Origin of the sequence: Paenibacillus sp. EZ-K15, from assembly GCF_002573715.1 — a bacterium.
Classification (GTDB): domain Bacteria; phylum Bacillota; class Bacilli; order Paenibacillales; family Paenibacillaceae; genus Paenibacillus_AQ.
Genome location: NZ_PDHM01000016.1, coordinates 237,616 through 264,513, shown reverse-complemented (window position 1 = coordinate 264,513; position 26,898 = coordinate 237,616). Strand labels below are relative to the sequence as shown.

The window sequence follows — 26,898 nt, the reverse complement described above, 5'->3', positions numbered from 1 at the left end:
GATCTCAGGCTGTTTCTTCTAACTACAAAGCGAATTCAACGATGTACTGTTGGCACACCGTAACATATCCCAGGGACTGATATAACCGTATCGCGTTTACGTTCTTCTCCAGCACATTCAGATACACATGGGGAGTGAATGCACGCCCCTTACGGGTCAATTCCGCGCATACCTTTTTGCCGTACCCCTGTCTTCTCCACGCAGCATCCGTGCCAATATTCCCAAGCTCAACATAATCATCGCTATAGATATGGTATCCGCCGACAGCGATGAGCTCCTGATCCTGAACAACCCCATAGAAGGGGTTTTGAAGCTCCTCCTTTGCAAAAGCTATCGTATTGAATTCCACCATTTTCGACTCGATCATATCAAAGTATGAGGTGTCTAAACGAAACACCTCGTCATCCCCTAACGGCAAATCTTCAAGATGCCGATGCTTCATGAGTAGGATACCTGCGGGAGGTTTCATCACATCAATCTCAAGCTTTAGAACCTCCCATTCATCCTCATTCACGATAAAGCTCCCCATTGCCCCATCGGGTAATTCCAGATCTCGTTTCATTTGGGGCAGCACGGACTGAAATCGAAATGATGTCTGAAGAGGATACACCGAAAAGGCATAGAAAGGCAATCCTTTCAGAAAAGCCGTAACACCCAGCAGCTCTCCATGTTCTGAGAACTGCCCATAATGAACGGTCCGATTCTTCCGGCACGTAAGGTAGGAATAATATAAGAAATGCTGATCTCTGTTGATCGTATCCAAGAGACTCCCCAGCTCTTCAGTCAAAAGTCTGCGAATCAACAAGCCTTCTCCCTTTCTCAAAAGAAATCCATGAGGTAGGTTTGACCGGCGGGAATCATAGACTCCAATTGTGCTACAGCCTTGGGATTTCCGGATAGCCGGTGAATGGCATGCAGCGCCTGCGGCCTTTTGTATCCTGCAAACAGCGCCGACAACGTCTGAATATCGGTCGACAGATCAGCCTGCTCCCCATGATCGGACGGAAGCTCCGACAGCTCCGCTTTCCCCTCTTGATTAACCGACAAACTCCATCGGCCTGCATTCCAAGGCGCAGCGGAATCTTCCACCTCGATGGTCATCACGGCTTCCCGATGCGCTTCAAAAGCGTACTCCTCCACAAAGGATTTCAAATCCACGATGCGGGCCATGAAGTATGGGACCACTTCCTGGGTAACGCGTGGATCCGGCAGCATAAATGGCAGCTGATCATCTCCAGGCACCATTGTCATCGTAACCTGCTCAATTCTGGAATCATGGTTTCCAAAAAAGGTCCAGAGTGCGCTTCGGGCTTCTTCATTCAGGTACACAAATTCGTCGCACACGAGATCTTTGTCTTTGAGCTCATATAACGCGTAGCCCGTTGGTTTGCCTTCAGCTGAATAATAAACAACGCTATGACTGTCACCCTGCAGCACGGATCTTGTCCACCATGCTTCATCCCGCACAAGCGTACCGTTATAGCGGCTGGCATAGGTTTGATACATGCCGTCTAGTGTAGGAATATCGGTTACGCCTCTTACAATGCGGCCAGGCACTTCCACCTTACGTGGGAATTTAGATACTGGAATGATGTACTTTTTAAATTCCGCGTAAAGTTCCCAACCAAATTTACGATAGAACGGAATCGAAAACGGATGCAGGAAGGAAAGGGTCTGGCCTTTGCTCTTCATTTCTTGCAATGCATGTTTGAGCAATGTAGATACATGTCCCTGTCTGCGGTTCTCCGGCCATGTTGCCACGCCGGCAATACCGCCCATATCGAATATGTTTCCATGCAAATAAACTTCCAGCGGGATGATGGTCAGTTTCGCTTGCAGCTCTTCTCCATCAAAAATCCCCCAGAAGTGTTCAGGTTTAAAATGCTTTTGACTGGACTCTCGCTGCTCCGGTGTTAGCGTATATTGAAAGGCATATTCGGATAATTTTGTACTGATCTCAAACTCATCGGCTCTTAATTGTCTAAGTTCCATACTTGATTCACCTCACCAATCTTTATATGTACTTTTGCTGCTGAAATACCGTTTTTCTTGGCACAGAAATTTTGTCCCAGGGCATATGATCAGTATAACATTGCTGCTGCCTCTAGGGTACAAAATACCGTCCGATTCAGGAACAAATCCAACCGTACTTGGATACATAAAAAATCGCAATATATCTTACAAACTTTTTGTAAGCTACTTGACAAAGTTAACTCCCTGAGATTATGATTAGCTCATGCAAAATAACAAACACATCACGGTAAAAATACATTTAAAATAATCGGGAGGTAACAACAATGTCCAAATTGAATATCGGTATCATTTTAGGAAGTACCCGTCAAGGCCGTTTAAGCCCACAAGTAGGTGAATGGGTTAAACGTATTGCTGATGAACGCGGAGATGCAAACTACGAGATCGTAGATATCGCTGATTACAAGCTCCCATTTTTGGGCGAAGCTGATGCTACAGAGCAAGCTACCGCTTGGAACAATAAACTGAATAGTCTTGACGGCTTTGTATTCATCGTACAAGAATACAACCACAGTATTTCTGCCTCTTTGAAAAATGCACTCGATTTTGCTCGTGAGCCATGGAACAATAAAGCTGCAGGTATCGTGAGTTATGGTTCTGTTGGCGGCGCTCGCGCTGCCGAACATTTGCGCGGAATCCTAGGCGAGCTCTCCGTAGCGGATGTTCGCGTACACCCAGCCCTGTCGTTATTTACTGATTTTGAGAGTGGCTCCGTGTTCAAACCGGCTGATCTTCATCTCGTCAACCTGAATGGCATGCTTGACCAAGTGCTTGCATGGAGCGGAGCATTGAAAACACTGCGTTAATCTCTAATTCAAGGACTGTCCCCTTCATCTTCTGATGAAGTGAGGACAGTCCTTTTTATTTTTCTGCATCCATTTTTCTGCATCCATAAGTATATCTGCATCGTCGATCAACACCATCAGTCCTATACCTAAGCCCCGTTCCTACTCCATATCAATATGGAATGTTTCTTTTAATCCCTTCTTGCCTTCAGGCGTAATTTGTATGGCTCTTGTTCTTGGAACGCGTTGTATCCATTGTAACTCGAGTAACCTTTCTAGCAGGGCATGCCCCAATGCCCCGGCCAGGTGATGGCGTCTTTCACTCCAATCCAAGCATCGATGCGCGAAAGATCGGCGTTTGCGCTTAACACGTCCCAGATCAATCTGAAATGCCTTGAAGAAGTCTTCCCCTTTTTCTGTAACCGTATATTGATCTTCCGCTTCGGATATGACCCCGGCGCTGAGCAGCGAATTTGTCAATTGGATTCCCAAATTCCCCGCAAGATGATCGTAGCAAGTCCTTGCCTGACGTATGGCTTCAGTCTCCGAAGCTTGGTTTAATGATCTTATTTCGACAGAAGGCGTTATCGATAGAAGTGTCTCCATGACCTGGGCAACCTCCTGATTCTGTATTCCGTAATAACGATGTCTTCCCTGTTGTTCGACGGTGACCAGATTCGCGGCTACCATTTTCGATAAATGGAAGCTTGCCGTTTGCGGTTTGATTTTTGCCATGTACGCCAGCTCGCTTGCCGGGTGATATCGCCCATCCAATAGGACGGTTAATATGGCAGCTCTCGATGCCTCACTAACGATTGATGCTACCAAGGCTGCGTTTGGATTCGCATACATCTTCATCCCTCCTCATGTAATCCACATTTCGATGAGCATCGAATCTTTTCTATTTTACAATGATTTTGGATAGAACAGATCATTTGGGAGGAATCTTTTTATGAAGGAAAATACTGGCATGATCGGCACGGACATCATTAAACCGAAAATTCTTTACTATGGAACTCCAGTTATTTTACTCAATACGCTAAATGAAGATGATACCGTAAATATTAGTCCCATATCCTCTTCATGGGCGCTCGGGGAATACATTATTTTAGGAATCGGACTCGGGGGTAAAGCGATTGAGAACTTGGAAAGGCATCCTGAATGTGTCATCAACATTCCCGACCCTTCCTTATGGGAGAATGTTGAGTTATTAGCCCCTCATACAGGAAAATATCCAGTTCCGGATGAGAAGATAAAGAACGGTTTTACATATGAAAAAGATAAGTTTTCGATAAGTGGGTTAACTCCTGCGGATTCCGTCACTGTAAAACCTACGCGCATCATGGAGTGTCCCATTCAAATCGAGGCTACCGTGAAAAACATTCGGATTCCCGACTATTCTTCCATGTTTGCCATTGTCGAAACACAGGCGATCCATGTACACGCCCATAACAATATCATCTTGAATGAACATCACATTGATCCGGCCAAATGGAGTCCGCTAATCTATAATTTTCGGCATTATTATGGCCTTGGCAATCCGTTAGGCAAAACATTTCGGGCCGAAACGTAACCATATGAAAGAGAGGCCCGCAGCTATGCGGGCCTCTCCTATACTTACACTCGTTGTTATGGTTGAACCGGAATGGTCATTTCCAGATCCTTCAGATATGTTTTATCCCCGTGGCTGTCCTTCCCTTGACCGACAACGCTCCAATCCTTGTTGTTTACGGTCAGTGTAAACGGCTTAATCGTTATGGATTTCGGAGTTCCGTTTACAGGACTGAACAATTGATCGATATGATATTCAGTCTCGGGCTTGCTGTTAAAGTATTCAAACTTTCGAGGATTCAGCACATTCCCTTGATCATCCACAAGTTCGTAATATACCATGCTGGCGCTATAATCGCCTGTTTGCTCTGCAGAAGCCGGCACCTCGCCTTTACTGTCCAGAACCAGGCGGGTCGATACCGGTGAAATATCCAATTGCTTGACGGTATAACTGAATTGTCCATCTGATTTCGTAGCCTGGTCCGGCTTCACGACAACCGATTTATTAGTGACATTCACAGGGACCTTGAATTCAAAGGTTTCATTCACTTGAGTTACGTTGGCCTGAATGGTCAGCTCGAATTGATCAGGCAATTTCAGACCCTTGGTGAGCTCAACGATATAGGCATTGTCCTGTTGAGGATAGTCTCCGAAGCTGCCTTCACCCATCGCCACTTCTTGTCCGTCTACCAGAATTCGCGGCGTTTCGATATAGCCTTTTTCCTGATCTTCCTTAGCTACTGTCCTCGACTTAATATACTCGCTATCTGGATTACCGATGAATTTAGCATCTTCGCTTATATACGGAGAAGCTGTACCCGGCAAATCCACTCCCTCGCGCTCCAGTATAAAGGACAACCGGGTTCCATCATATAGAACGTCAGCTACCTTCAACGTCACGCCGTCGTGAGTTACGCTCATGTTAGGTTCGGATAGAATCCCTTGCTCAATAGCGGCTTTAACTGCATCTTCGCTGGTTCCTTCGAATAACACGCCGAGCACTGGGATTTGCTTCAGCGTTGCTGCCATGACCGGCGATACAAATCCTGACCCGATTACGCTTCCTCCCAGCACAGCTGCTGCGGATGCAACGAGTATTGTTCTTTTTAAAACATTCAGTTTTTGTTTGGATGATGATCTTGTCCTTGTCATTTCACGTTCTCCAATCCTGTTCATAATTTGATAGCTCATGCTATTCTTCGGTAAAGACGATTCTCGAATCATATCTTCTAGCACATTCATTTCAGCGAATTCCGTTTGTTTCGGCGATTGTCCCACGTGCTACCTCTCCTTTTTTGCTTATTCGGTCCATCAGTTTATGTCGTAACCGTTCATACTTCTTTCGTATCGTTGCTGATTTGATTCCCATAATGTCGCTGATTTCCTCAAAGGTATACTGTTCAACCGCCTTCAGCAGCAGTATGTGTCGTTCTTCTGCTGTCAGGTAGGTTAACAGCTCGTACACAACCGGCTCGTGCTGAGATATTTGCATAACCGGCTGCTGTTCCTTGCAATGCTCGATCAGGTTAAGAAAACGGCTCTGCTTCTTTTTGATATTGATCAAATGATAATAGGCCATTTTATACAACCAGGCGGAGAAAGACACTTGTCTCTTGTACTGATGAAGATGTTCATAGGCACGAATAAAAATCTCTTGTACCGCATCTTCGGTCTCCGCATGATTTTTCAGAATATAGTAGCAGTACGTGTACATCTGCCGCTCAAACTGGAGGATGATCGCTTGGTATGCGTGTTTATCTCCTGCTTTGACTTGTTCTACAACCGCTTCAATGGCTTCTCTCTTTCCTTCCGCTTCCCCGGGGATGGTTGGCTGCAAGCGAGCTCACCTCCTTCTTTGTTTACCTATATAACAATCCCAACAAGCGATTTTGTGACACGAATTGTTTTATGTAGTGAAATAACATGAACGAAGCTCTTGCCTTGTAATAGAGTCTAGATGCTGGGTATGAGCTTCATTTAGCGTCCGTTTAGCAGCTATAGCTTGGGATAACTCTTAACATAATTCAAGAATCGCTTCGTAGCTGGAGATATTTCTCGCATGGAGTTTACGGCAATGCCGAGCGATCTGAAGCTCTTCTCCTTCAATTCGATCAACCGTATATTTCGCTGCTGCCCTCGCAGCACAAGTTCAGGAAGAATGCTAATGCCAAGGCCTTTCTCCACCATGGCCATAATGGCATAATCGTCACCAAGTGTATATTTGATATCCGGCTTGATCCGGGCCTTCTCCAGCATCCGGTTCACATCATAATCGGAACCTTGGCTGGGCATAATAAACGGTTCATTCTCAATCTGGGACAATGTAATAGAGTCCTCCGAACTGAGCGGATGTTCCATTGGCAGCAATACAAGCATCGGGTCTTGGTGCAGGAGAATCGCATCGAATATATCCGACGTTGGAAGTGACAGGAAGCCGCAATCAATCTTGCCCTCCGCGATCCAATCCTCAATTTCCCGGTAATCTCCTTCAACCAATCGAATGTCGATATGGGGATAATCCCGCTGGAAATCCTGAATAATCCCCGGCAGCCAGTGAACACCGACACTCGTAAAGGTACCGATATGAATGGTACCCAGCTCGATACCATGAATGGAAGCCACCTGCTGCTCCAAATGTTCGTTCCACTTCAGGATTTCACGTATCGTCTTCAGAATCTCCTCGCCATTGGTCGTCAGCTTCGCTCCTGAACGATTCCGTATCAGCAACGAGAAACCAAACTCGTCTTCCAGGCTGTTGATCATGTGACTGACACCGGACTGTGTAAATCCCATAACTTCGGCGGCTTTGGTTAAGCTACCGAGCTCGACGACCTTCAATAATACTTTGAATTTATTTATACTCATGGGAAATCCTCCTGATCATTTCATACATGAATTTTACTCATATTTATCATTAGAAACATTCGTTTTACTTGTCTATTGTACGTGAGTATACTGATTTTGTTCAATCACTAGAAGGAGGAAAAAGAACTTGAAACCGCTGAAGGCCGATCTTATGATTTTGTTCATCACCATTTGTTGGGGCTCGTCCTATCTTTTTATGAAAGTGGGACTAGATTCGCTAGGAGAGTTTAATTTGATAGCCCTACGCTTCGGATTGGCCTTTATACTCGCAGGAGTGATTTTCTTCCCCCGCTTGCGCCAGGTTAACGTAAAGACGATTCGGTATGCCATGCTCCTAGGCTTTATATTATTTATCATGTTCACCGCGCTTACCTTCGGTCTGAAGACCACGACAACATCCAATGCCGGATTTCTGGTCAGTTTAACGGTGGTGTTTGTCCCTTTATTACATACGTTTCTATTTAAGAAAAAAATAGAGAACAAAGTGATTGTCAGTATTTTGCTAGCCTTAACCGGCATTGCGCTGTTGACCATCCAGCTTCCTTTTACATTTAAGATCGGTGATCTGTTCTGTATAGCGGCGGCATTATGTTATGCGCTTCATATTAATATGGTAAGCACTGCCGCGCAGAAGGTCGATACGCTAAGCCTCAGCATCCTGCAGCTTGGGTTCACGGGATTGTATGCGTACATCTCGTCTCTACTCTTTGAAACTCCAGTATGGCCGAGCACGACCCACTCGTGGATTGCCGTCCTTGTTCTTAGCGTTGTATGCACCGCGGTCGGGTTCATCTTCCAGACGATCGCCCAAAAATATACCACGGCTACCCGGACGGGACTTGTGTTCTCCCTGGAACCTGTCTTCGCGGCACTGGTCGGATTCTGGTTTGCTCACGAGATCATGAATTCCAATCAATATTGGGGTGCTGTCCTTGTGTTCCTTAGCGTGGTTTTATCAAGCGTTAATGTAAAAGTGAGGAGACGCTCTACCATTAAGAATAGACCCGTTCCGATGGAGTCGTATTCTGCTGAATTCAAGTAAAAAAGCTTGACTTATGCCCCAAAAATATATATCTTTATATCACGGCTTAACTGATGACGATATCAGTTATGCAGGAACGTGATTAAAGGGGAGTAGCTGACACAACAAAGTCGTCATTACGGGAAAGTTCCCCGGCTTTGTTGGCAACGATACGTTGTTTGCGAGACCTTTACCACACACTCTGTGGTGAAGGTCTCTTTTGGATTATAAAGGGCCTTCACCTGCCGGTGGAGGTCTTTTTGTGCCTTCAATACTACAAAACTAGGAGGAACTAGTATGGAGCTTTTATTGGAGTATGGATGGGTACTGTTGGTGCTCATCGCACTGGAAGGGTTGCTTGCAGCAGATAATGCGCTGGTCCTTGCCATTATGGTAAAACATTTACCCGAGGAACAGCGTAAAAAGGCTTTATTTTACGGGTTGCTCGGAGCGTTTGTCTTCCGCATCGGATCGCTGTTCTTAATCTCGTTCCTGGTGGACGTATGGCAGGTACAAGCCATTGGCGCACTTTATCTTCTCTACATTTCGATCAATCACACATTGAAACACGTGATCAAAGGCAAGAAACCGACGGAAGACGCTAAGCCGAAACCGGACAAACCCAAGAAGCAATCCGGTTTCTGGATGACCGTCTTCAAAGTGGAAGTTGCAGACATCGCGTTTGCCGTAGACTCGATACTTGCAGCCGTAGCGCTGGCTGTGGCACTGCCTCCAAGCGGTCTGGCGAACATCGGCGGCTTGGACGGAGGTCAATTTATCGTCATCTTCCTGGGAGGATTCATTGGTCTGATCATCATGCGTTTCGCGGCATCCTACTTCGTGAAGCTGCTGCAGCAGCGCCCCGGACTTGAAGTGGCGGCATTCCTCATTGTCGGTTGGGTAGGGGTCAAACTTGCAGTCATCACCCTTGCGCATCCCGATGTTGCCCTTATCGACCATCACTTCCCGGAGAGCTCGATCTGGAAGGCATCCTTCTATATTGTTCTTGTACTGATTGCCGTTATCGGATGGTTTAGTTCATCGAAAGAGAAGGTACAAGACGAGGACAATGCAATCAAGGAAGTGGAAGATCAGCAGCCTGGAAAAACGCTTCAAGGGTAAATCCTGTTTCGGATGAAACAGGACAACATAAAACCATAAATCGATCCAACAATAGGAAAAAGGCGATTTGCTGACCGGTGCATAAACCGATCACAAATCGCCTTTCTTCCTGCTTATATGGTTAATTGCATATTATATAAATTGGCATAAGCGCCTTGACGAGCAATTAATTCATCATGCGTGCCCTGTTCTTCAATTCCGTCCTCGGATAAAACGACGATTCGCTGCGCATTCCGTACCGTTGTCAGGCGATGAGCGATGACAAGCGTTGTGCGGTTATTACTTAACCGCTCCAGCGAATCCTGGACGGCTCTCTCGCTTTCATTATCCAGGGAACTGGTCGCTTCATCAAAAATGAGGATCGGCGGATTCTTCAGGAACACGCGTGCAATGCTGAGCCGCTGCTTCTGTCCTCCGGATAGCTTGACGCCACGCTGCCCAATATCCGTATCATAACCGTCAGGCAGTGCCATGATGAAATCATGGGCATTCGCTCTTTTCGCAGCTTCGATGATTTCCTCCTCGCTGGCCTCCATATTGCCATACCGGATATTATCGAAGACGGTTCCCGCAAACAAATATACATCCTGCTGGACAATCCCAATATTCCTTCTTAACGAGTGCTGCGTAATATCCCGGATATCGCGTCCATCCAGCATAATGCGTCCTTCACTCACTTCATAAAAGCGCGGAATCAACGAACACAATGTCGTCTTGCCGACGCCGGAAGGACCTACCAATGCCACATACTCGCCGGGCTCGATGTCCAGCGATACATGTTTCAGCACATATTCATAGTTATCTTTGTATTTGAAGCTCACGTTCTGAAATGTGATATTCCCCTGAACCTGAGTGATCGCAGCAGCATCAACGGAATCCTCAATATCCGGCTCTACCTCCAAAATCTCCATAAACCGGTCGAATCCCGTGATCCCCTCCTGATACAGCCTAGCGAAATTAACCAGTCGCTGGATCGGTTCGATGAGAATGCCGATGCATAAGAAAAAGGTCAGCAAATCGGCCAGTTCCAGCGAGGCATCCACGATGGCGGCTCCGCCAAACACAATGACCGCGATGGTAATGAGTTGGGTAAACCCGACCAACCCTTCGTGAAAGTAGGTTTCACTCTTATACCCTTCCCTTCTGCTGTCAACGAACCGCCCGTTAGCGTAGGCGAATTTTTTCCTCTCCACATGTTCGTTCGTAAACGACTTCACCACGCGGATACCCGATAGAGAATCCTCCACCTGCGCATTGATATCTCCGATCCGGTCCTTGCTTACCCGCAGCGCCACATTCATCTTCTTATTAAAATAAAAAGCAAACACGGCCATGACCGGCAGAAAGAGAAACACGATCAGGGTAAGCTTCACGTCAATATACATTAAGATGATGAATGCGCCAAGGAACTTCAGAACGGAAATGAGGATATCTTCGGGTCCATGGTGATACAATTCGGTTAGCGATAGAATGTCATTGGTGGTGCGGGTCATGAGCTGCCCGGTTTTGTTCTCATCGTAGAACCCAAAAGACAGCTTCTGAAAATGGTCAAACAGCTCCCGTCTCATGTCACTCTCCATATAAGCCCCCATCATATGTCCTTTATAAGAAATAAACATATCGCAGAAGGTATGGATGAGGACCATGGCCAGCATGACGGCACCCACCGCATAGATTTGGTTCAGCGGATTCGGGGAATTCCCTTCCAACACGTTGATGGTGATATATCGTATACACAGCGGAAGCATGAGTGTAATGGCCGAAACCACAAAAGCGCATGCCAAGTCTGCAAATAATAACCCCAGGTACGGTTTATAATAGGACAAAAATTTCTTGGTTCGAGAATTCAAATCGATCTCCTCCATAATGTCGGAGGGTTACATGTTCATATCCCTCCAAACTTGATTCATGATGTAGTCCATTGTTTTTCTCATTCCAAACACCCTTCCTTTTACTTGATAACTCCATCATACCCACAAACGGCACCACCCCGGAGTGTAAGAATCATTTATAATCAAAAAATCCCCTAAGGGTATTAAAAAGGCAGACATGGATACTAACCAAGCCTGCCTCTCGTTTATTCAAGTTTTAACGATTCCAACGTTCGTTAAGCAGCTCACCATTGATGGCTGCCGCAGCCATGGCTCCCATCGAAGCGGCGGCAATGGCTTGATACATTTCGGTGGCTGCATCACCGGCGCTGTAGACGCCTGGCACGCTCGTTTTGCCGAAGGCATCAATGACCACGCTTCCGGCTTCATTGATATCACAGCCGATGGCGGCCGGCAATTCAGAGCCGGAGACCAGGTTCGGCGCAAAAAAGATGCCCGTGCAAGGAATGATCTCTCCATCCTCCAACACGACTTGACGTACCATCCCTTCGTTCGACTCAATGCGATGAATTGGGGAGCTGAATATGGGGATGTTATGCTCCTCCAATTCTTGGCGCTGTTCATCCGTCAGTTCATCCGGTCCATTGGTACAGATCGTATAACGATCACTCCAACCTGCAATGACTTTGGCAAAGTGCGCTGCACCCGCACCCTTGGCAATCACGACAAGCGGCTGATCCCGCAGTTCCCATCCATCGCAATATGGGCAGACGAAGGCGCTTTTCCCATATACGTCTGCCAATCCGTTAATATCCAATGGGCTGTCTTTCTTTCCGACGGCAAAGAGCAGCTTTTTACTACGGTATACCGTCCCCTGTCCTGTTGTAATTTGGAAATCACCATCGACACCTGTGACAGAAGCAGCAATATCCTCTACAAAACTTACAGAAGGATAAACGCTAATCTGTTCCCTTGCGATCCTGCGAAATTCCGATGGGCTAATGCCATCTCGAGTAAGAAAACCATGGGTTTCGCGGGTAACCCGATTTCGCGGCTTCCCTTCATCCATCAGCACCACATGTTTTCTAGCTCTCCCCAATACCAACGCAGCATTCAAGCATGCCGGCCCTCCGCCAATAATAAGGACATCATGCATTTGTTCACTCATTTATACCAACACCTTTCCGGATCTTTAATGTCTATAATAATAGTACAAGAAGACATTCCTTCTTGTTTTTCTTCGTGCTTAAGGAAGACTGCCACCAAGATTCATTATTACAGACTTACAATGTCTATTATAGATAAACTGAGTCTATAATGCAATTCAAATTCTTATTTTGATTTACGAATCAAAATAACTCAGCCCTTCGTAACCTGAACGGTTCCCGCAATTAATCGCTGAAGATCATGCATTCGATTGGGCGTAGCCAAGCTAGAATGGGTTAACATATCGCACAATGCAACAAGATCCTCAAGCTTGGACAGGATTTTCCAATGATCATACAGAACCGCACCTTCCTCACGATATGCACGAACAAAGTTCTTTTCAAATACAGATCCATCGGGTTCGTATCGAAGCATATTGGCTATATCTACGTATCGGTTCCATGAAAAAGCGTCCTCCCAATCAAGCACTGCCGAGACCTCACAACCTTCAGGACCATGCCGCATTAATATATTTAAGCCATTATAGTCTGAGTGAACAAGCATAGGCGTATCTTCTATCTCCGACAATAAATGACTGTACGTTTGACTGAAGGACCATACCGATTGAGCTAGCTCTTCCCCGAGCCATTGGCCGCATAGATCCTGAAAGAGGCTTTGTTCAATAAATGCGAGAAACCGTTCCCCGTCCATCCTCATCGGATCCTGGACTTCCATGTCCCCATTGAAGAAACCGGATTCCGTAAATGTGTGTTTATGGATGTTGGCGAGAGTGCGTCCGGCGGAGGCTGCAGCGGCAACGAGATCCTGCTCGCTTCCGTTGCGCATCACGTCACGAAGAAGACCGCCTTCCTTCCACTCCATTATCGCCCATGGCTTATCGAATACGCCGCAGCTCATATCCGCATAGATATAATCGGCAACAGGAACGGTTTGGCGTACTCTTCGAATGATAGCCAGCTCTTTTTCGGCAATCTCCGGACCTTTCCTGAACAAGCGCAGCACGTAAGGCTCTGCACTGCCTTCCAGACGAATTTTGTAGTTGGTATTGCTAAGTCCGGTACCGATCCGTTCAGCGGTTGCTACTTTTTTACCGGGGAATACGGGTGAAATGATGTCATGAATTTGTGTGATGTCTAGTTGCATCGGCGGCACTGCGCGTTCCCATCCTTCTTTCATCTCGATGCCCTCCTATTATAAAATTTTTAAAGTTGACATGCAGTAATGCCGTTACCTCTATTTATAGTTTACATATTCTAATGTGATATATGAAATCATCTTCACAGATAAGGAGAGTGATATAATGGCAGCTAGCTTTAAAAATAGTTCAACACCGCAAGGCGTATCGGTTATTACCTGTACCAATCGCCCTAATTATATTAAAAACTTGTTTCGTAATTTCACTAGACAATCGCACTCCAAGAAAGAGCTCATTATCGTCATCAACGATAGTTCAATCGCCCGCTCTCCTTACCAACAACTGGCCAACAAGCATCGAAACATACAATTTTACCGCATGCCCGAACATGTCACGCTGGGTGCGTGCCTAAATTACGCCGTGAGCAAAACGAGATACAGCATTATCGCTAAATTCGATGACGACGACTATTACGCCCCCCACTATTTGTCGGACAGCCTGAAGTCATTAAGAAGATCGAACGCCGATATTATAGGAAAACGCGCACATTATATGTTTTTACAAGGCTCCAAAACTCTGTTTCTACGTTTTCCTAACGATGAAAATCGCTCCGCAACCAAACTGCCTGGTGCTACGCTCATGTTTAAAAAGAACGTCCATAACAAAGTACGATTCCCAAATCAAAACGTTGGTGAAGACGATCTATTTTGCATGAGAAGTAAGAGTAAGGGTTACAGGGTCTATTCCGGTGATAAGTATCATTTCGCGGCAGTACGAAGAAAGAATTCATCCAGCCATACATGGGTCATCAGTGATAAAGAACTTACCGACAATCACCCTAGAGTTCCGAACGTAAAAGACTACAAAACATTCGTTCAGCGGAAATCCAGAGGCGATCGAACTTGACGAGAACGTCGTTATCTCCATCACAACCAACTGTTTCGGTCATCACCTGTACCAAAAGACCTGAATGCCTTCACAATCTGTTAGAAAATTACGCCAGACAGAATTACAGGCACAAAGAGTTCATCGTTATAATAAATCATAGCAGCCTGAAGCTATCGGAATATCAAATGGCAGCCAAGCCATATCGTAACGTGAGAATATATAGAAAGCCTGAAGAATTATCGCTTGGCAGCTGCCTCAATTTTGGAGTAAAGGTCTCCAAGCACAGCATCATTGCTAAGTTTGACGACGATGATTATTACGCTCCCGATTATCTGAAAGAAAGCGTCCAGCTCATGATCAAGACTCGTGCTGATATTGTAGGAAAAAGGGCGCACTTGATGCAGCTTGCCGGTCAAAAGGTTCTTCTGTACCGTTACCCCAACATGGCCAATCAATGGGTTCCCCTTGTTCAAGGGGCGACCCTTCTGGTTAAACGGCACGTATTCAATCAGGTAGCATTTCCGAACCAAAACCGCAGCGAGTGCGTCAAATTTTGTGCTGATTGTATAACTCGTAACTTTAGAATATACTCTGGCAGTCCCTACCATTTCATAGCGAACCGAAGACGGAACTCCAAAAATCACACCTGGATCGTAAGTGACAAGAATCTATTAACTCAACACGTTAAAAGGCTGAAAGTAGACAACGCTAAGACATTCGCGAGCAGAGGCTAAGCGCAGCATCCATATTATCCGATCGTTTGGCGATCAAGTTCTGGCATGTAGTTTGCATAACTGAATCAGAAGAATAGAGAAGGGGGGTGTCCCAAAAGATCATAGATCTTACGGGAGGCCCCCTTCTTGCTGTTAGAAGACGCTCCATGTACGAATGTTCCTACCATCGCTGTTGCTTGTCCGGAATCGATTCGTCCTCTCCGCTACGCCGTGCAGATTGCTTACTTTTAGACGCAAAGAAACCGTTCTTTGGTAAAATGGAGGTGCTACCCAAACCATTTCCGAAAGGAACGGTTTCTTTTGTACATTCAATGTACCATGGACCAACTCTATCTGCCAATGGATTTGGAGGAAGATATCCCTTAGGCACCATCTGGTTTCTGTTTAGGAGAACCGTACGTCAAGAAACTAAATCTACTTTATGGGACGGCCCCATTAATCATACAACGCGAATCGTACGTCTCATTTCACGTAAACACCGTAGTCCAATATGACATTCCCCTGTTCATCCGGCGTCATGAATCGGATATCGTGATAGCGTTCGAAGAACCACGGATTGTCGTCCAAGATCCAGCCTTGTTCGGCGATTTTAGCCATACATGCGTTATGGGGTTCCATACCGAAAAGCTCACCATTATCCCTATTGCCGTACAACCAACAGATCCCCGCATCGCCTTCCGCCAGGTCCGCATAATCAAACCCTACCGGCACTTCCGTGTGCTCCGGGAACAGCATCCCGATCCAATATTCAAACTGATTCCCGCTCATTCGCATGATACCGTAAGAAGAACCCTCAGATTCCGACAGTGCGCCAAGCTTCCCGATCTCTTCGAACCAGCCATTGGCGGACCATTCATCCCATCGGTCCGCGAAGCTTCCGGCCGCATTCCGATGCTCATCGGAATACCGTTTGCCGATCAATCGCGCTGACGGGATATGTTCTTTATATACCTTGGTTACTTCTGCTGTCACGATCCTCAACCTCCTGCTCATTTTTTGTTATGTACATTCTAATTGATTTCTCTCGCAAGCATGAGAATCCTGCAAAGGATGGACCATAAGCCCGCATATTTCTAATACAGATGGCCAGTCTTTAGACATGGGAGTAGAAGCTTGGTTTGTTCAAATCGGATGAGAACGGGTATTTAAGATGTATTGTGTTGGAAGCACGTAATCATTTCTAATCTTGAATATCCAGGAGGCGACCGTTATGGAAAATATCAAACCGATTCCCAAGGAAGAGGGGCTGGATCACAGCTTGAATGTGCTGCGCGAAGGCTACTTGTTCATTACCAACAGAACCATCGGCTTTCAATCTGATCTTTTCGAGACGCGTCTATTGGGCGAACGTGCCATCTGCATGCGCGGAGAAGAAGCGGCCAGGCTATTTTATGACCAGGAGAAGTTTGTTCGAAGCGGTGCTGCACCGAAACGCGTGCTGAAAACCCTGTTCGGTGAAGACGGTGTACAGACACTGGATGGCGAAGAGCATCATCATCGCAAAGCGATGTTTATGTCCTTGATGTCCAGGGAAGCTCTTCGCAGCATGAGAGAAATCACCCGTAAACATTGGGAGCTTGCTGTAAGACGATGGGAATCCGAGGATAAAGTCGAGATTTATAAGGAAGCTCAGAAGATTCTATGTCGAGCGGCCTGTGAGTGGGCGGCTGTGCCGCTTCCCGAAGCGGAAGCGAAAGAGAAAACGGGCTGGCTTGCTGACATGATTGAGGCTACAGCAGCCTTGGGTATCAAGCATAAGAAGGGAAGATATGCCCGTGCTAAAGCGGAAAAATGGATACAGGACCTCATAGATGACGTGCGCAGTGGAGCAATAGATCCGCAACAGGGCAGCACCCTGCATACGATGTCCTGGCACCGCGATCTCAGAGACGAGCTCCTGGACAAGGAAATCGCAGCGGTAGAAATCCTAAACATTCTTCGCCCCATCGTAGCGGTTGCCATTTACGTGTGCTTTACTGCCTTAGCTGTCATTCAGCAGCCCGAAGAGCGTGAGAAATTGATGACGTCCGACGAGAAGCAGCTCAAGAATTTTATTCAGGAAGTGCGGCGGTTCTACCCCTTCTTCCCCTTTGCGCCTGCGCGTGCACGGAAGGATTTTACCTGGAACGGATATGCATTCGATAAAGGCGTGCTCACAATCCTCGATTTATACGGAACGAACCATCATCCAGGTCTGTGGGATCAGCCGGAGCTGTTCAAGCCGGATCGTTTCGACGATTGGAACGGGAGCCCCTTTAATTTCATCCCTCAAGGAGGCGGAGACCATCATACGGGACACCGCTGTGCCGGGGAGTGGATTACGCTCGAGATCATGAAGGAGAGCCTCGACTTTCTTGCGAACAAGATGAGTTATGAAGTGCCTGTACAGGACGTAAGCTTCAGCTTTCATAATATGCCGTCTCTTCCTCACAGCCGTATCGTCATCCGGAATGTCAAAGCGCTGTAATAAAACTCCAAGGTTATGCGGTAGTCAGGGGTACATCATACGTACTTACTTACGCATCCCAACTACCGCTGACTTTTTTTTCTTAAGGCGTAAATGGTATTGTTTAACTGACCTTATCCTCTTCGCTCAATCCGCTACGGCCATCCTCATAAAGCCAAGTCCCATGCTGCTATTTATTTCATCCCAGCACTCTTGTCAAATTTAAGCTTGTACACCTCACCACCTACATGTCACAATAAACTAGAGACTGTCAGCATTGGACCTATTCATCTACGTAGTTTCGCTTACAAGTTCTCTGCTGCCCCCTGCAACTACAGCGAGGTGGTCGCACAATCAACCTATTTTTGAATTGGAGGACCGTAATCATGAAAACGATGAAGCTTGGAAGCAGTTCACTAGAAGTACCTGTTGTAGCCGTGGGTTGCATGCGTATAAATTCGCTGGAAAAAGCGGAAGCCGAGCGTTTTGTGTTATCCGCACTGGAGGAAGGAGCCAACTTCTTCGACCATGCCGACATCTATGGCGGCGGAGCTTGCGAGGAAATTTTTGCAGATGCTATACATATGAATGCAGAAGTCCGCGAGAAGATCATTCTGCAATCCAAATGCGGGATTCGTCCGGGCATGTTCGATTTCTCCAAAGAGCATATCTTGAATTCCGTCGATGGCATCCTGAAAAGACTCAAAACCGAGTATCTCGACGTACTCCTTCTTCACCGTCCGGATGCGTTAGTTGAGCCTGAAGAGGTGGCTGAAGCATTCGATCAACTCGAAAGCTCCGGTAAAGTGCGTCATTTCGGCGTATCCAACCAGAATCCGATGCAAATCCAGCTTCTGAAAAAAGCAGTGAAGCAGCCGCTCGTAGCCAACCAGCTGCAGCTTAGCATCACGAACACCACCATGATTCAAAGCGGAATCAACGTTAATATGGAAAATGATGCAGCAGTTAACCGTGACGGCAGCGTACTGGATTTCTGCCGACTTCACGACATTACGATTCAGCCTTGGTCGCCTTTCCAATACGGGTTCTTTGAAGGCGTATTCCTTGGAAGCGACAAGTTCCCTGAGCTTAATCAGAAGATCGATGAGATTGCGGAAAAATACAGCGTAACCAACACCACGATTGCCATCGCATGGCTTCTTCGTCACCCTGCACACATGCAGCCGATTATCGGGACGATGAATATCAGTCGTTTGCAAGACTGCATTAAAGCCGGCGATGTAACGCTCACCCGCGAAGAATGGTATGCCATTTACCGTGCGGCAGGCAACATCCTTCCTTAATGGCCATTACAAAACAGCCTCCTATCGACCACGATAGGAGGCTGTTTCATTATAATGCCGCGTTTTTTGAGGATGACGAAGGTTTGCGCTTGTTCACCGAGCTTAGACAAACAGGTATCATCACCAGTGACAGCAAACCTCCCGCAATGGAGAGCGTACCGTAACTGGTATTAGCAACCACCATACCGGATAATGCCCCGCCCGATGCTCCTGCTAAAGCAATCAAGACGTCCACCGTTCCCTGCGTTCTGGCGCGGGCGGAAGGATGGGTAGCATCTATGATGAGTGCCGTTCCGCTGATGAAGCCAAGGTTCCAACCCAGACCCAGCAGAGCCAGCGCCGTTATGATCAGCGCCATGGATTCGGCGGGAGCGACAGCGGCTAGAATCCCGGAACTCAGAAGCACGACTCCGGAAGCGATTGACATGCTGATGCGGCCGATTTTGTCCACGAGGAAACCTGTGATTAACGAAGGCAGGTACATCGCTCCGATATGAATGCCAATCACCAAACCGACCGCACTTAGATCATGGCCGTGATGTTTCATATGGACGGGCGTCATGGTCATGATTGAGACCATGACCACCTGAGTCAATATCATCACGCAGGCTCCAACCATGATCCCCCGTTTGTTTCGTTCTGATCCGTTCACCGTTCCAGCAGAAGAATCGCCGGAAATTTTAATGTTAGCTTCCTCAATCGCTTGGGCTATCGCATAGGGATCCGGGCGCAGGAATAATAGCAGTATCAGGCCTGCCAGAATAAAAGCCACGGCCGCCAACATAAACGGTCCTGCCAATCCAGGAATCCCGAAGGATTCCGCAACGTTCCCCATAACCCCCACCATATTCGGACCTGCAACGGCACCGAAGGTGGTGGAAACCATCGCCATGCTGACCGCTCCTGCCCGCTGTGAAGGTTTAGCCAAATCCGTGCCTGCATAACGAGCTTGCATATTCGTTGCGGTACCTGCACCGTATATCAACAACGAAGCGAACAGCAGATAAATATTTTGATAAACGGCAGCCAATATGACTCCGATCGCGGCAATTCCGCCCGCCAGGAATCCGGCAGCCAAACCCGGCCCTCTTCCATATCGCTGGGTAAGCCGGCCAATATACCAGGCCCCCAGTGCGGAACCGACCGTGATAAGAGCAACCGGGATTCCTGCATAGCTGTCCGTCTTGAGCATATCCTGTGCCAAAAGCGCACCGACCGTCAAGCCTGCGGCCAGACCAGCCCCACCGAACATTTGCGAGAGGATCACAACGATGAGGGTCTTCTTATACAGCTTGTTTTGCAAGTCGGGCGAATCTATGTAAGATTGAATATGAGAAAGCCGCCTTGTGTTGGTTTCAGTAATATCCTGTTCATGGGACATGGACATTCTCCTTTCATGTGCTACCAAACAGAGTACCATAGACTATCTTACAGTAAGAAGAAATTTTCATTTCACTTGGTCATATAGGATTTGCCAACTAACCGGTAATCTGCCGTGCGTTAACCGAAAATGTGAACGTCCTATCATCAGAGCTTCGCAATGCTCCGGCCTGCCTGTCTCCCCGTGAACAGGCAGCCTCCCAGAAACGTTCCCTCCAATGCACGGTATCCATGAACGCCTCCCCCTCCGAATCCCGCTGCTTCTCCAACCGCGTAGAGTCCGGGAACCGGCTCGCCGTTTGCATTCAGTACCCGCCCAGATAGATCCGTCTGCAGCCCGCCCAACGTTTTCCGGCTAAGAATATGTAAGCGTACCGCGATCAAAGGACCATGGGCCGGATCAAGAAATTTATGCGGTTTGGCTACGCGTACCAGCCGATCTCCGATGTAATTCCTAGCACCCCGAAGCGCCGTAATCTGCAGATCCTTGGTGAATGCATGATCCATCTCACGGTCTCTTGCAGCCAACTGACGCTCCATGTCCACCCGCTTGATCAGATCGCTGCCTGTCAGTTTATTCATGCCGTCCACTAGCTCGGGCAGGGAATCGGCAACAACAAAATCCTCCCCATGATCCAGGAATGCTTGCACCGGCGCCGGGATACCCGAACCTGCTCTGCCTAACACTTTGCGGATGCTCTTTCCGGTCAAATCCGGATTTTGCTCTGATCCGGACAAGGCGAATTCCTTCTCTATCACTTTTCTGGTGAGAATGAACCAGGAATAATCAAAGCCTGTATCCTGAATGGCTTTCAGGGTTCCCAGCGTATCGAAGCCCGGGAAATTAGGGGCAGAGAGCCTTTGCCCCTTGGCATCAAGCCAAATAGAAGAAGGACCCGGCAGTATCCGGATGCCGTGCTTTGACCAGACCGGGCTCCAATTCTTAATCCCTTCCGTGTAGTGCCACATCCGGTCTCTATTGACGACCCGCCCGCCTGCTTGCTCCGTAATTCCCAGCATCCGTCCATCCACATGTGCGGGAACGCCAGAGAGCATCGCTTGGGGAGGCTTACCGAGCCGAGACGGCCAATGCTGCCGGATCAGCTCATGGTTGGCGCCGATTCCTCCGCTGGAGACAACGACGGCCGCTGCAAAAAATTCATAGTCGCCGACCACTTCCCGTGTGCTTGCTTCGCCACGACAAGCCGAGCTTGGAGCAAGGACTGAACCCCTTACGCCTGTCACGGCACCATCCCGCGTAATAAGTTCATCCACTTGGTGACGAGGGTGATAATCAACCATTCCTGAACGTATGGCGTCTCTGACTCTGGACTCGAATGGTTGTACGACTCCAGGACCTGTTCCCCACACAATATGAAAGCGTGGCACAGAATTGCCATGACCCTCCGCGAGATATCCGCCGCGTTCGGCCCAGCCTACAACGGGAAAGAATCGAACCCCTAACGAATGAAGCCATGCCCGCTTCTCGCCAGCCGCAAAGTCAACATAAGCTTCAGCCCATGTTCGTCCCCATCGATCCTCGTCAGCTTCCCGATCGAAACCAGCGGCTCCTAGCCAGTCCTGCCATGCCAGTTCACGGGAATCCTTGATGCCCAGTCTTCTCTGCTCGGGCGAATCAACAAGGAATAATCCGCCAAAAGACCACCATGCCTGCCCGCCCAGCGAGCTTTCCGGTTCCTGATCAAGCAGCAGCACCCGCTTGCCGGCCTCGGCCATCTCCGCGGTTGCCACCAGACCGGATAACCCTGCTCCCACCACGATTACGTCATATTTCATACGTGCACCCCCGTTTTTCAGATATATAAACAAGCAGGACCTGTAACACTCTGGCAATATCACGTCTGGTTGTTTAAACATGATATTCTCCGAATTGGAAGCGTTTCCCTCTTGCTGCGAATTGGAATCGCAGAACCTCATGCCGTATTCATATAGTGTATGCCTTCCCTGTGCCACAAACTTGTTTAACACCAAAATAAAAGTGAACCCCGAGTGGATAAGGGTTCACTTTTTTTGTCAGCGTATCTGTATTTCGTTCCAATGTACTAAACGATGCTCATGCTTCGTCATCCATCGTCCTCACACCTGCATAAGCTCTATCCTGTTCGTTCCTCCGCCTCCGCAGCCAGTTTGAGGAGCTGATCCCTCACTCGCACAACTTCACCAATGATCAGAAGCGCCGGATTCTTCACGTTCATAAGAAGGGCAATCTTGTGGATGGTTCCGAGCGTTCCCGTTATGGTTCGCTCCTCTGCCCGTGTCCCCTGTTCAACGATAGCAACGGGAGTTGACAGCGGCTTGCCATGAGCGAGCATCTCCTTGCAGATGTCGTCCATTCTGCTGACGCCCATGTACACCACAAGCGTATCCACACTGTGAGCCAGCAAGTCCCACCTCACGCTTCGTTCGTTTCCATGGCAGCTCGTTCCGCTGACAAAAGCTACCGAAGTGCTGGCTCCACGGTGGGTCAGAGGTATCCCTGTGGAGGAGGCTGCGCCCAAAGCCGAGGTAACGCCGGGCACGATCTCGAAGGGAATGCCTCGCGCAGCCAATTCGCACGCCTCTTCGCCACCTCGTCCGAAGATCAGCGGATCGCCTCCCTTGAGCCTTACGACATGATGACCGGTAAGGGCATAAGTCACCATGTTCTCGTTAATTTTCTCCTGCGGAATGGAATGGCTGCCGGGTGCCTTACCGCAGAATACGAGCAAAGCATCCTTCTTCGCGTAACTCAACAGCTCATCGTTCACCAGTCGATCGTACATAATGACGTCCGCTTCCTGAATACGCCGGAGGGCTTTCAGCGTAATCAGCTCCGGATCTCCCGGACCTGCGCCAACAATATACACCATGCCCGGCCTCATCGTCTTTTATCGACCGGAACCGCCGTCTCCTCCATAACCCTGAGTCCATGCTGGGTCTTCGCTATCGGTTTAACCTCGCTGCGCTTTCCGAATCCATATTGGGATAAGTACAACATCGCCCCGAGCATCATGCCCACCGGAATCACAAACATATTTACCACAGCATGCTCGAATCCTTGACCGAAGAAGATCAGGATGGGCAGCCACATCGCAGCGATTTTTCCTAGCGTTGAGCTTGACGTAAACGCCATGACAACGCCTAACGTTACCATCCAATTGCAGAGCATAGCCTTGATCACCACCAGCAGCATGCCGCTCATGCCCAGCTCCTTATAGCCGAGAGTCTTCGTCTCACTCGTATTAATGATCATCTGAACAAGCGGATGGCTCATATCCGTCCCCATCCTGGTCGCGGTAAGTGCATAGAGTCCCCCATAAATCAGACAGCCTATCACATGTCCGAGAATAACCCATCCGTAATTCGCAAGCATGGAGGCACTTGAAGCCTTCTTTTGCAGGACGGCTAATGGCAAGAGTGCGAAGCTTCCAGTTACCAACTCTAAGCCCAGCAGTACAATCATCACAAAGCCAACCGGAAATAGGAGTGCGCCCACTATCGGGGTATTCGTTTGGTTTGAAGCGGTAAAAGCTAGCGTGGTGGCACACGCCAAGATGGCGCCTGACAACATGCCGCGGATGAGCATCTGCGAAGTCTTCAGCCGGGCTTTCGCAGCACCGGCCTCGATCATGTCATTCATTACCTGATTCGGTTTCACATAATCCATATCGCGTGCACCCCCTCTTATGCGTTAAGCCGTACGATCCTGCAGGTAAATCGCGCCGCTTACCGGATCAACTTCAACTGGATAGGTGTTTACATTGCCCGTATCCGGCTCTTGAACCTGCCCGCTGCATAAGTCGATCTTCCAATCATGCAGCGGACAATGCACCTGCTTCCCGCACACCATTCCATCCGAAAGCTTGCCTCCTTTATGCGGGCACTTGTTCTCCACGGCCAGAACATCCCCATCCGATAAACGGAACAGCGCGATTTCCGTTCCACCGACCTCAATGGTCCTTGAGCCCTTATGATCAATTTCGTTCACATATCCTACATGAAGTTTCGTCATTTTGGATTCCCCCTATTTCGTCACAGGTTCAGCATCAGGCAAAGGCACGAAGTTTTTACGAAGCCCGCTGTCCGACGTAATTTCCTTCCACGGATCCTTCTGCTTGCTTAAAGCCAGCTTTATTCTCGAGAAAAGCACGACGCGGTCCTCCTTCTTCTCTAATGCTTTTTTCACATGGTCCAAGCCTACTCGCTCGATCCAAACCGATGTCCGCTCATTCCACTGTGCGTTTTCCCGATAGTATTGGATAAATGCCCCGGCCCATTCGAGCACCTCATCTTCCGTCTTCACGATGCATAATAACTCCGTAGCCCGAACATGAACGCCTCCATTGCCGCCGACGTGCAGTTCCCATCCGCCATCAATCGCTACGACTCCAAAATCCTTGATGGTCGCTTCAGCGCAATTTCTAGGACATCCGGAAACCGCGAGTTTCACTTTGGCCGGGGTGCTCAGCCGCTCAAACTCTTTCTCCAAGCGCACACCCATGCCTATGGAATCCTGGGTGCCGAATCGGCAAAACGTGGACCCCACGCAAGTTTTAACTGTACGGAGGGCTTTACCGTAAGCATAACCGGAAGGCATATCCAGCTCCTCCCACATCTTCGGCAGATCCTCCTTCTTGACGCCAAGCAGGTCGATCCGCTGCCCGCCTGTAATCTTAACCATCGGGACATCGAATTTTTCCGCAATCTCTGCGATTTTCTTTAGCTCCGAAGGCGACGTCACCCCGCCATATATTCTGGGAACGACCGAATAAGTGCCATCCTTCTGAATGTTGGCATGGTATCGCTCGTTCGTGAAGCGGGATTCCTTCTCATCCACGTAGGATTCCGGAAACAGCATGCCCAGATAGTAGTTCAACGATGGCCTGCATTTAGAACACCCTTCCGGATTGTCCCAACCCAGCACATTCATCACTTCTTTGACGGTTCCAAGTCCAAGACGGGTAATTTCTGTGATAATTTCATCCCGCCCTAGCGAAGTACACCCGCAAATCCCTTCTTTCACGGGCTCCCCCGCTGCCTCTCCGGCGTATAACTGAACGAGTCCCTCAACAAGGGGTTTGCAGCCGCCGCAGGATCCCGATGCTTTTGTACAAGCTTTAACGGAAGCAGCGGTGCTGCAATTTTTCGTAAGAATGGCATCTTTTATCGCTTCTTTCGATACACCGTTACAGCCGCAAATGATCTCATCATCCGCAAGCTGAGCCAGCCGCTGTTCCGTCGATACTGTACCGGCATTACCCGTGAAGCCTAACAGAAGCTCCTTCTCCCGGCCCTTGATGGATTCGCCGCTTTTCATGAGCGAGAACAGCTTTGGCCCATCCCCCGTATCTCCGAACATCACGGCTCCGATGAGCCGGTCTTCGCGAATCACGATTTTTTTGTATACTCCTTCAACTTCATCCTGATATCGCATCGATCTTGTTCCTTCCGGGTCAGCAAAATGACCTGCCGAGAACACGTCCACGCCGGATACCTTTAGTTTCGTTGACGTTACGGAACCGGCATATCCGCTCGTCTCCACACCTGCCAAATGCTTGGCAAGAACTGCTCCCTGTTCATATAGCGGTGCCACAAGACCATAGGCGATTCCTCGATGCTCTGCGCATTCGCCCACCGCATAGATGCCGGGGATATTCGTCTCCATATAGTCGTTAACAACGATTCCGCGATTGACTTCAATCCCGAAGGATTGTGCCAAGGAAACGTTCGGCTTGATCCCGACGGCCATTACGATCAGATCGGTATCGACACGGCTCCCGTCCGTAAAATGGAGTGCCTTCACCCGCTTCCGCCCTGAGATGGATTCCGAATTTTTACTCAGCAGAAATTTCATTCCTTGGGTTTCAAGTTCACGCTGCAGCATTCGAGCCGCCGTTTCGTCCAATTGTCGTTCCATCAGATAGGGGTTAAGGTGAACCACGGATACATCCATGCCCAGATGCAGAAGCCCTCTAGCAGCCTCGAGACCCAGCAGGCCTCCACCAATAACCACCGCTTTCTTGAATTGCTGCGACGTCTTCACCATCGTTTCGCAATCCTGGATATCCCGGAATGCGATAACACCTTCCTTGTCGGTACCAGGCAAAGGCAGCATAAATGGATTCGAGCCGGTGGCTAAAAGCAAAACATCATAGTCAGCGACAGCCCCTTGATCGGAGAAAACTTTACGAATCTGCGTGTCGATCCGGGTCACCGTATGACCTGCATATAACTGGATCCGATTCTCCTTATACCAATCCCAATCATTAATGATGATTTCCTTCATATCGGTACCACCTGCAAGGACAGATGACAGCATGATCCGATTGTAGTTCGGATGAGGCTCCAGCCCGAATATCGTAATCTCATACGCATCCGGCGCAAGCTTAATCAAATGCTCGATTGTCCGTACCCCTGCCATACCATTGCCGATCATTACTAACTTCTTTTTAGTCATGGTTCGCGCTCCCCTCCATCAAACACCTAAGAATATACTTGTTCATTCATCGAAAGCCCTAAAAACCAAAATAGCCTGCATTCGCTCCGGTAGAGTAGGCACACTCTTACCAGTAACGAAAGCAGGCTTCTTTGCCGCTAATGGGATACACCGTTGTATCCGCGAACTATAAAGTTTCTT

24 protein-coding genes are annotated in these 26,898 nt (G+C 48.3%); 8 read left to right on the top strand and 16 right to left on the bottom strand.

Going from position 1 to position 26,898, the window contains the following annotated elements; translation table 11 throughout:
• Nucleotides 1-22 precede the first annotated feature (22 nt).
• Nucleotides 23-802, bottom strand: coding sequence for a GNAT family N-acetyltransferase (locus CRG97_RS13890; RefSeq protein WP_098743759.1), 780 nt, complete (start codon nucleotides 800-802; stop codon nucleotides 23-25).
• A 17-nt stretch (nucleotides 803-819) separates the two neighbouring features.
• A complete protein-coding gene (locus CRG97_RS13885) occupies nucleotides 820-1,992 on the bottom strand; it encodes a GNAT family N-acetyltransferase (RefSeq protein ID WP_098743757.1) in 1,173 nt (390 codons plus the stop codon).
• Nucleotides 1,993-2,297: 305 nt separating this feature from the next.
• On the opposite strand from CRG97_RS13885, the gene CRG97_RS13880 reads away from it, so the two are divergent.
• On the top strand, nucleotides 2,298-2,837 hold the full coding sequence (locus CRG97_RS13880) for an NADPH-dependent FMN reductase (RefSeq protein WP_098743754.1): 540 nt from the start codon (nucleotides 2,298-2,300) through the stop codon (nucleotides 2,835-2,837).
• A gap of 141 nt (nucleotides 2,838-2,978) precedes the next feature.
• Here CRG97_RS13880 and CRG97_RS13875 read toward each other — a convergent pair whose 3' ends face one another.
• Complete coding sequence (locus CRG97_RS13875) at nucleotides 2,979-3,668, bottom strand: ArsR/SmtB family transcription factor (RefSeq protein WP_098743752.1); 690 nt, start codon at nucleotides 3,666-3,668, stop codon at nucleotides 2,979-2,981.
• Nucleotides 3,669-3,768: 100 nt separating this feature from the next.
• Between CRG97_RS13875 and CRG97_RS13870 the strand changes: the two genes are divergently transcribed.
• Nucleotides 3,769-4,389: a flavin reductase family protein gene (locus tag CRG97_RS13870; protein WP_098743749.1), complete on the top strand. Its 621-nt coding sequence runs from the start codon at nucleotides 3,769-3,771 to the stop codon at nucleotides 4,387-4,389.
• A gap of 56 nt (nucleotides 4,390-4,445) precedes the next feature.
• On the opposite strand, the gene CRG97_RS13865 is transcribed toward CRG97_RS13870, so the two are convergent.
• The 3 genes from CRG97_RS13865 to CRG97_RS13855 all read right to left on the bottom strand — a co-directional run bounded on the left by CRG97_RS13865 (nucleotide 4,446) and on the right by CRG97_RS13855 (nucleotide 7,232).
• Nucleotides 4,446-5,645: a DUF4179 domain-containing protein gene (locus CRG97_RS13865; RefSeq protein WP_098743746.1), complete on the bottom strand. Its 1,200-nt coding sequence runs from the start codon at nucleotides 5,643-5,645 to the stop codon at nucleotides 4,446-4,448.
• Entirely contained in the window at nucleotides 5,611-6,204 is a 594-nt protein-coding gene (locus CRG97_RS13860; protein ID WP_098743743.1) for an RNA polymerase sigma factor, read from the bottom strand. Before CRG97_RS13860 ends, CRG97_RS13865 begins: the two co-directional genes overlap by 35 nt.
• 158 nt (nucleotides 6,205-6,362) lie before the next feature.
• A complete protein-coding gene (locus CRG97_RS13855; RefSeq protein ID WP_098743740.1) occupies nucleotides 6,363-7,232 on the bottom strand; it encodes a LysR family transcriptional regulator in 870 nt (289 codons plus the stop codon).
• A 127-nt stretch (nucleotides 7,233-7,359) separates the two neighbouring features.
• Between CRG97_RS13855 and CRG97_RS13850 the strand changes: the two genes are divergently transcribed.
• Both CRG97_RS13850 and CRG97_RS13845 read left to right on the top strand, forming a co-directional pair.
• Entirely contained in the window at nucleotides 7,360-8,274 is a 915-nt protein-coding gene (locus CRG97_RS13850) for a DMT family transporter (protein WP_098743737.1), read from the top strand.
• A gap of 276 nt (nucleotides 8,275-8,550) precedes the next feature.
• Nucleotides 8,551-9,375 (top strand): TerC family protein, encoded by an 825-nt coding sequence (locus CRG97_RS13845; protein WP_098743735.1) that lies wholly within the window; start codon nucleotides 8,551-8,553, stop codon nucleotides 9,373-9,375.
• Nucleotides 9,376-9,488: 113 nt separating this feature from the next.
• Here CRG97_RS13845 and CRG97_RS13840 read toward each other — a convergent pair whose 3' ends face one another.
• The 3 genes from CRG97_RS13840 to CRG97_RS13830 all read right to left on the bottom strand — a co-directional run bounded on the left by CRG97_RS13840 (nucleotide 9,489) and on the right by CRG97_RS13830 (nucleotide 13,550).
• Complete coding sequence (locus CRG97_RS13840) at nucleotides 9,489-11,225, bottom strand: ABC transporter ATP-binding protein (protein ID WP_098745089.1); 1,737 nt, start codon at nucleotides 11,223-11,225, stop codon at nucleotides 9,489-9,491.
• A gap of 238 nt (nucleotides 11,226-11,463) precedes the next feature.
• Nucleotides 11,464-12,375, bottom strand: coding sequence for an NAD(P)/FAD-dependent oxidoreductase (locus tag CRG97_RS13835; RefSeq protein WP_098743727.1), 912 nt, complete (start codon nucleotides 12,373-12,375; stop codon nucleotides 11,464-11,466).
• Between the two features lie 191 nt (nucleotides 12,376-12,566).
• Nucleotides 12,567-13,550, bottom strand: a complete 984-nt coding sequence (locus CRG97_RS13830) for a phosphotransferase family protein (RefSeq protein WP_098743724.1) — start codon at nucleotides 13,548-13,550, stop codon at nucleotides 12,567-12,569.
• 124 nt (nucleotides 13,551-13,674) lie between these two features.
• Between CRG97_RS13830 and CRG97_RS13825 the strand changes: the two genes are divergently transcribed.
• Together CRG97_RS13825 and CRG97_RS13820 are read left to right on the top strand one after the other, a co-directional pair.
• Nucleotides 13,675-14,415, top strand: a complete 741-nt coding sequence (locus tag CRG97_RS13825; protein WP_098743721.1) for a glycosyltransferase family 2 protein — start codon at nucleotides 13,675-13,677, stop codon at nucleotides 14,413-14,415.
• A complete protein-coding gene (locus CRG97_RS13820; protein ID WP_098743719.1) occupies nucleotides 14,412-15,131 on the top strand; it encodes a glycosyltransferase family 2 protein in 720 nt (239 codons plus the stop codon). The genes CRG97_RS13825 and CRG97_RS13820 overlap by 4 nt, the downstream gene beginning before the upstream one ends.
• A gap of 462 nt (nucleotides 15,132-15,593) precedes the next feature.
• Here the strand turns inward: CRG97_RS13820 and CRG97_RS13815 are convergent, their stop codons facing one another.
• Nucleotides 15,594-16,103: an AraC family transcriptional regulator gene (locus CRG97_RS13815; protein WP_098743716.1), complete on the bottom strand. Its 510-nt coding sequence runs from the start codon at nucleotides 16,101-16,103 to the stop codon at nucleotides 15,594-15,596.
• Between the two features lie 238 nt (nucleotides 16,104-16,341).
• Here CRG97_RS13815 and cypC point away from each other — a divergent pair, with 238 nt between their 5' ends.
• Entirely contained in the window at nucleotides 16,342-17,598 is a 1,257-nt protein-coding gene (cypC, locus tag CRG97_RS13810) for a CYP152 family fatty-acid peroxygenase CypC (RefSeq protein ID WP_098743714.1), read from the top strand.
• 365 nt (nucleotides 17,599-17,963) lie between these two features.
• Nucleotides 17,964-18,881 (top strand): aldo/keto reductase, encoded by a 918-nt coding sequence (locus CRG97_RS13805; RefSeq protein WP_098743711.1) that lies wholly within the window; start codon nucleotides 17,964-17,966, stop codon nucleotides 18,879-18,881.
• A gap of 49 nt (nucleotides 18,882-18,930) precedes the next feature.
• Here CRG97_RS13805 and CRG97_RS13800 read toward each other — a convergent pair whose 3' ends face one another.
• From CRG97_RS13800 to nirB, 6 genes are all read right to left on the bottom strand, one after another.
• Nucleotides 18,931-20,262, bottom strand: coding sequence for an MFS transporter (locus CRG97_RS13800; RefSeq protein WP_098743708.1), 1,332 nt, complete (start codon nucleotides 20,260-20,262; stop codon nucleotides 18,931-18,933).
• A gap of 146 nt (nucleotides 20,263-20,408) precedes the next feature.
• Nucleotides 20,409-22,058 (bottom strand): FAD-binding dehydrogenase, encoded by a 1,650-nt coding sequence (locus tag CRG97_RS13795; protein WP_098743706.1) that lies wholly within the window; start codon nucleotides 22,056-22,058, stop codon nucleotides 20,409-20,411.
• 317 nt (nucleotides 22,059-22,375) lie between these two features.
• Nucleotides 22,376-23,131, bottom strand: a complete 756-nt coding sequence (gene cobA, locus CRG97_RS13790) for a uroporphyrinogen-III C-methyltransferase (RefSeq protein ID WP_237566388.1) — start codon at nucleotides 23,129-23,131, stop codon at nucleotides 22,376-22,378.
• 8 nt (nucleotides 23,132-23,139) lie between these two features.
• Nucleotides 23,140-23,928, bottom strand: coding sequence for a formate/nitrite transporter family protein (locus CRG97_RS13785; protein ID WP_098743701.1), 789 nt, complete (start codon nucleotides 23,926-23,928; stop codon nucleotides 23,140-23,142).
• Between the two features lie 24 nt (nucleotides 23,929-23,952).
• Nucleotides 23,953-24,273, bottom strand: coding sequence for a nitrite reductase small subunit NirD (gene nirD / locus CRG97_RS13780; RefSeq protein ID WP_098743698.1), 321 nt, complete (start codon nucleotides 24,271-24,273; stop codon nucleotides 23,953-23,955).
• Nucleotides 24,274-24,285: 12 nt separating this feature from the next.
• Nucleotides 24,286-26,718 (bottom strand): nitrite reductase large subunit NirB, encoded by a 2,433-nt coding sequence (gene nirB, locus CRG97_RS13775; RefSeq protein ID WP_098743695.1) that lies wholly within the window; start codon nucleotides 26,716-26,718, stop codon nucleotides 24,286-24,288.
• Between the last annotated feature and the right edge of the window lie 180 nt (nucleotides 26,719-26,898).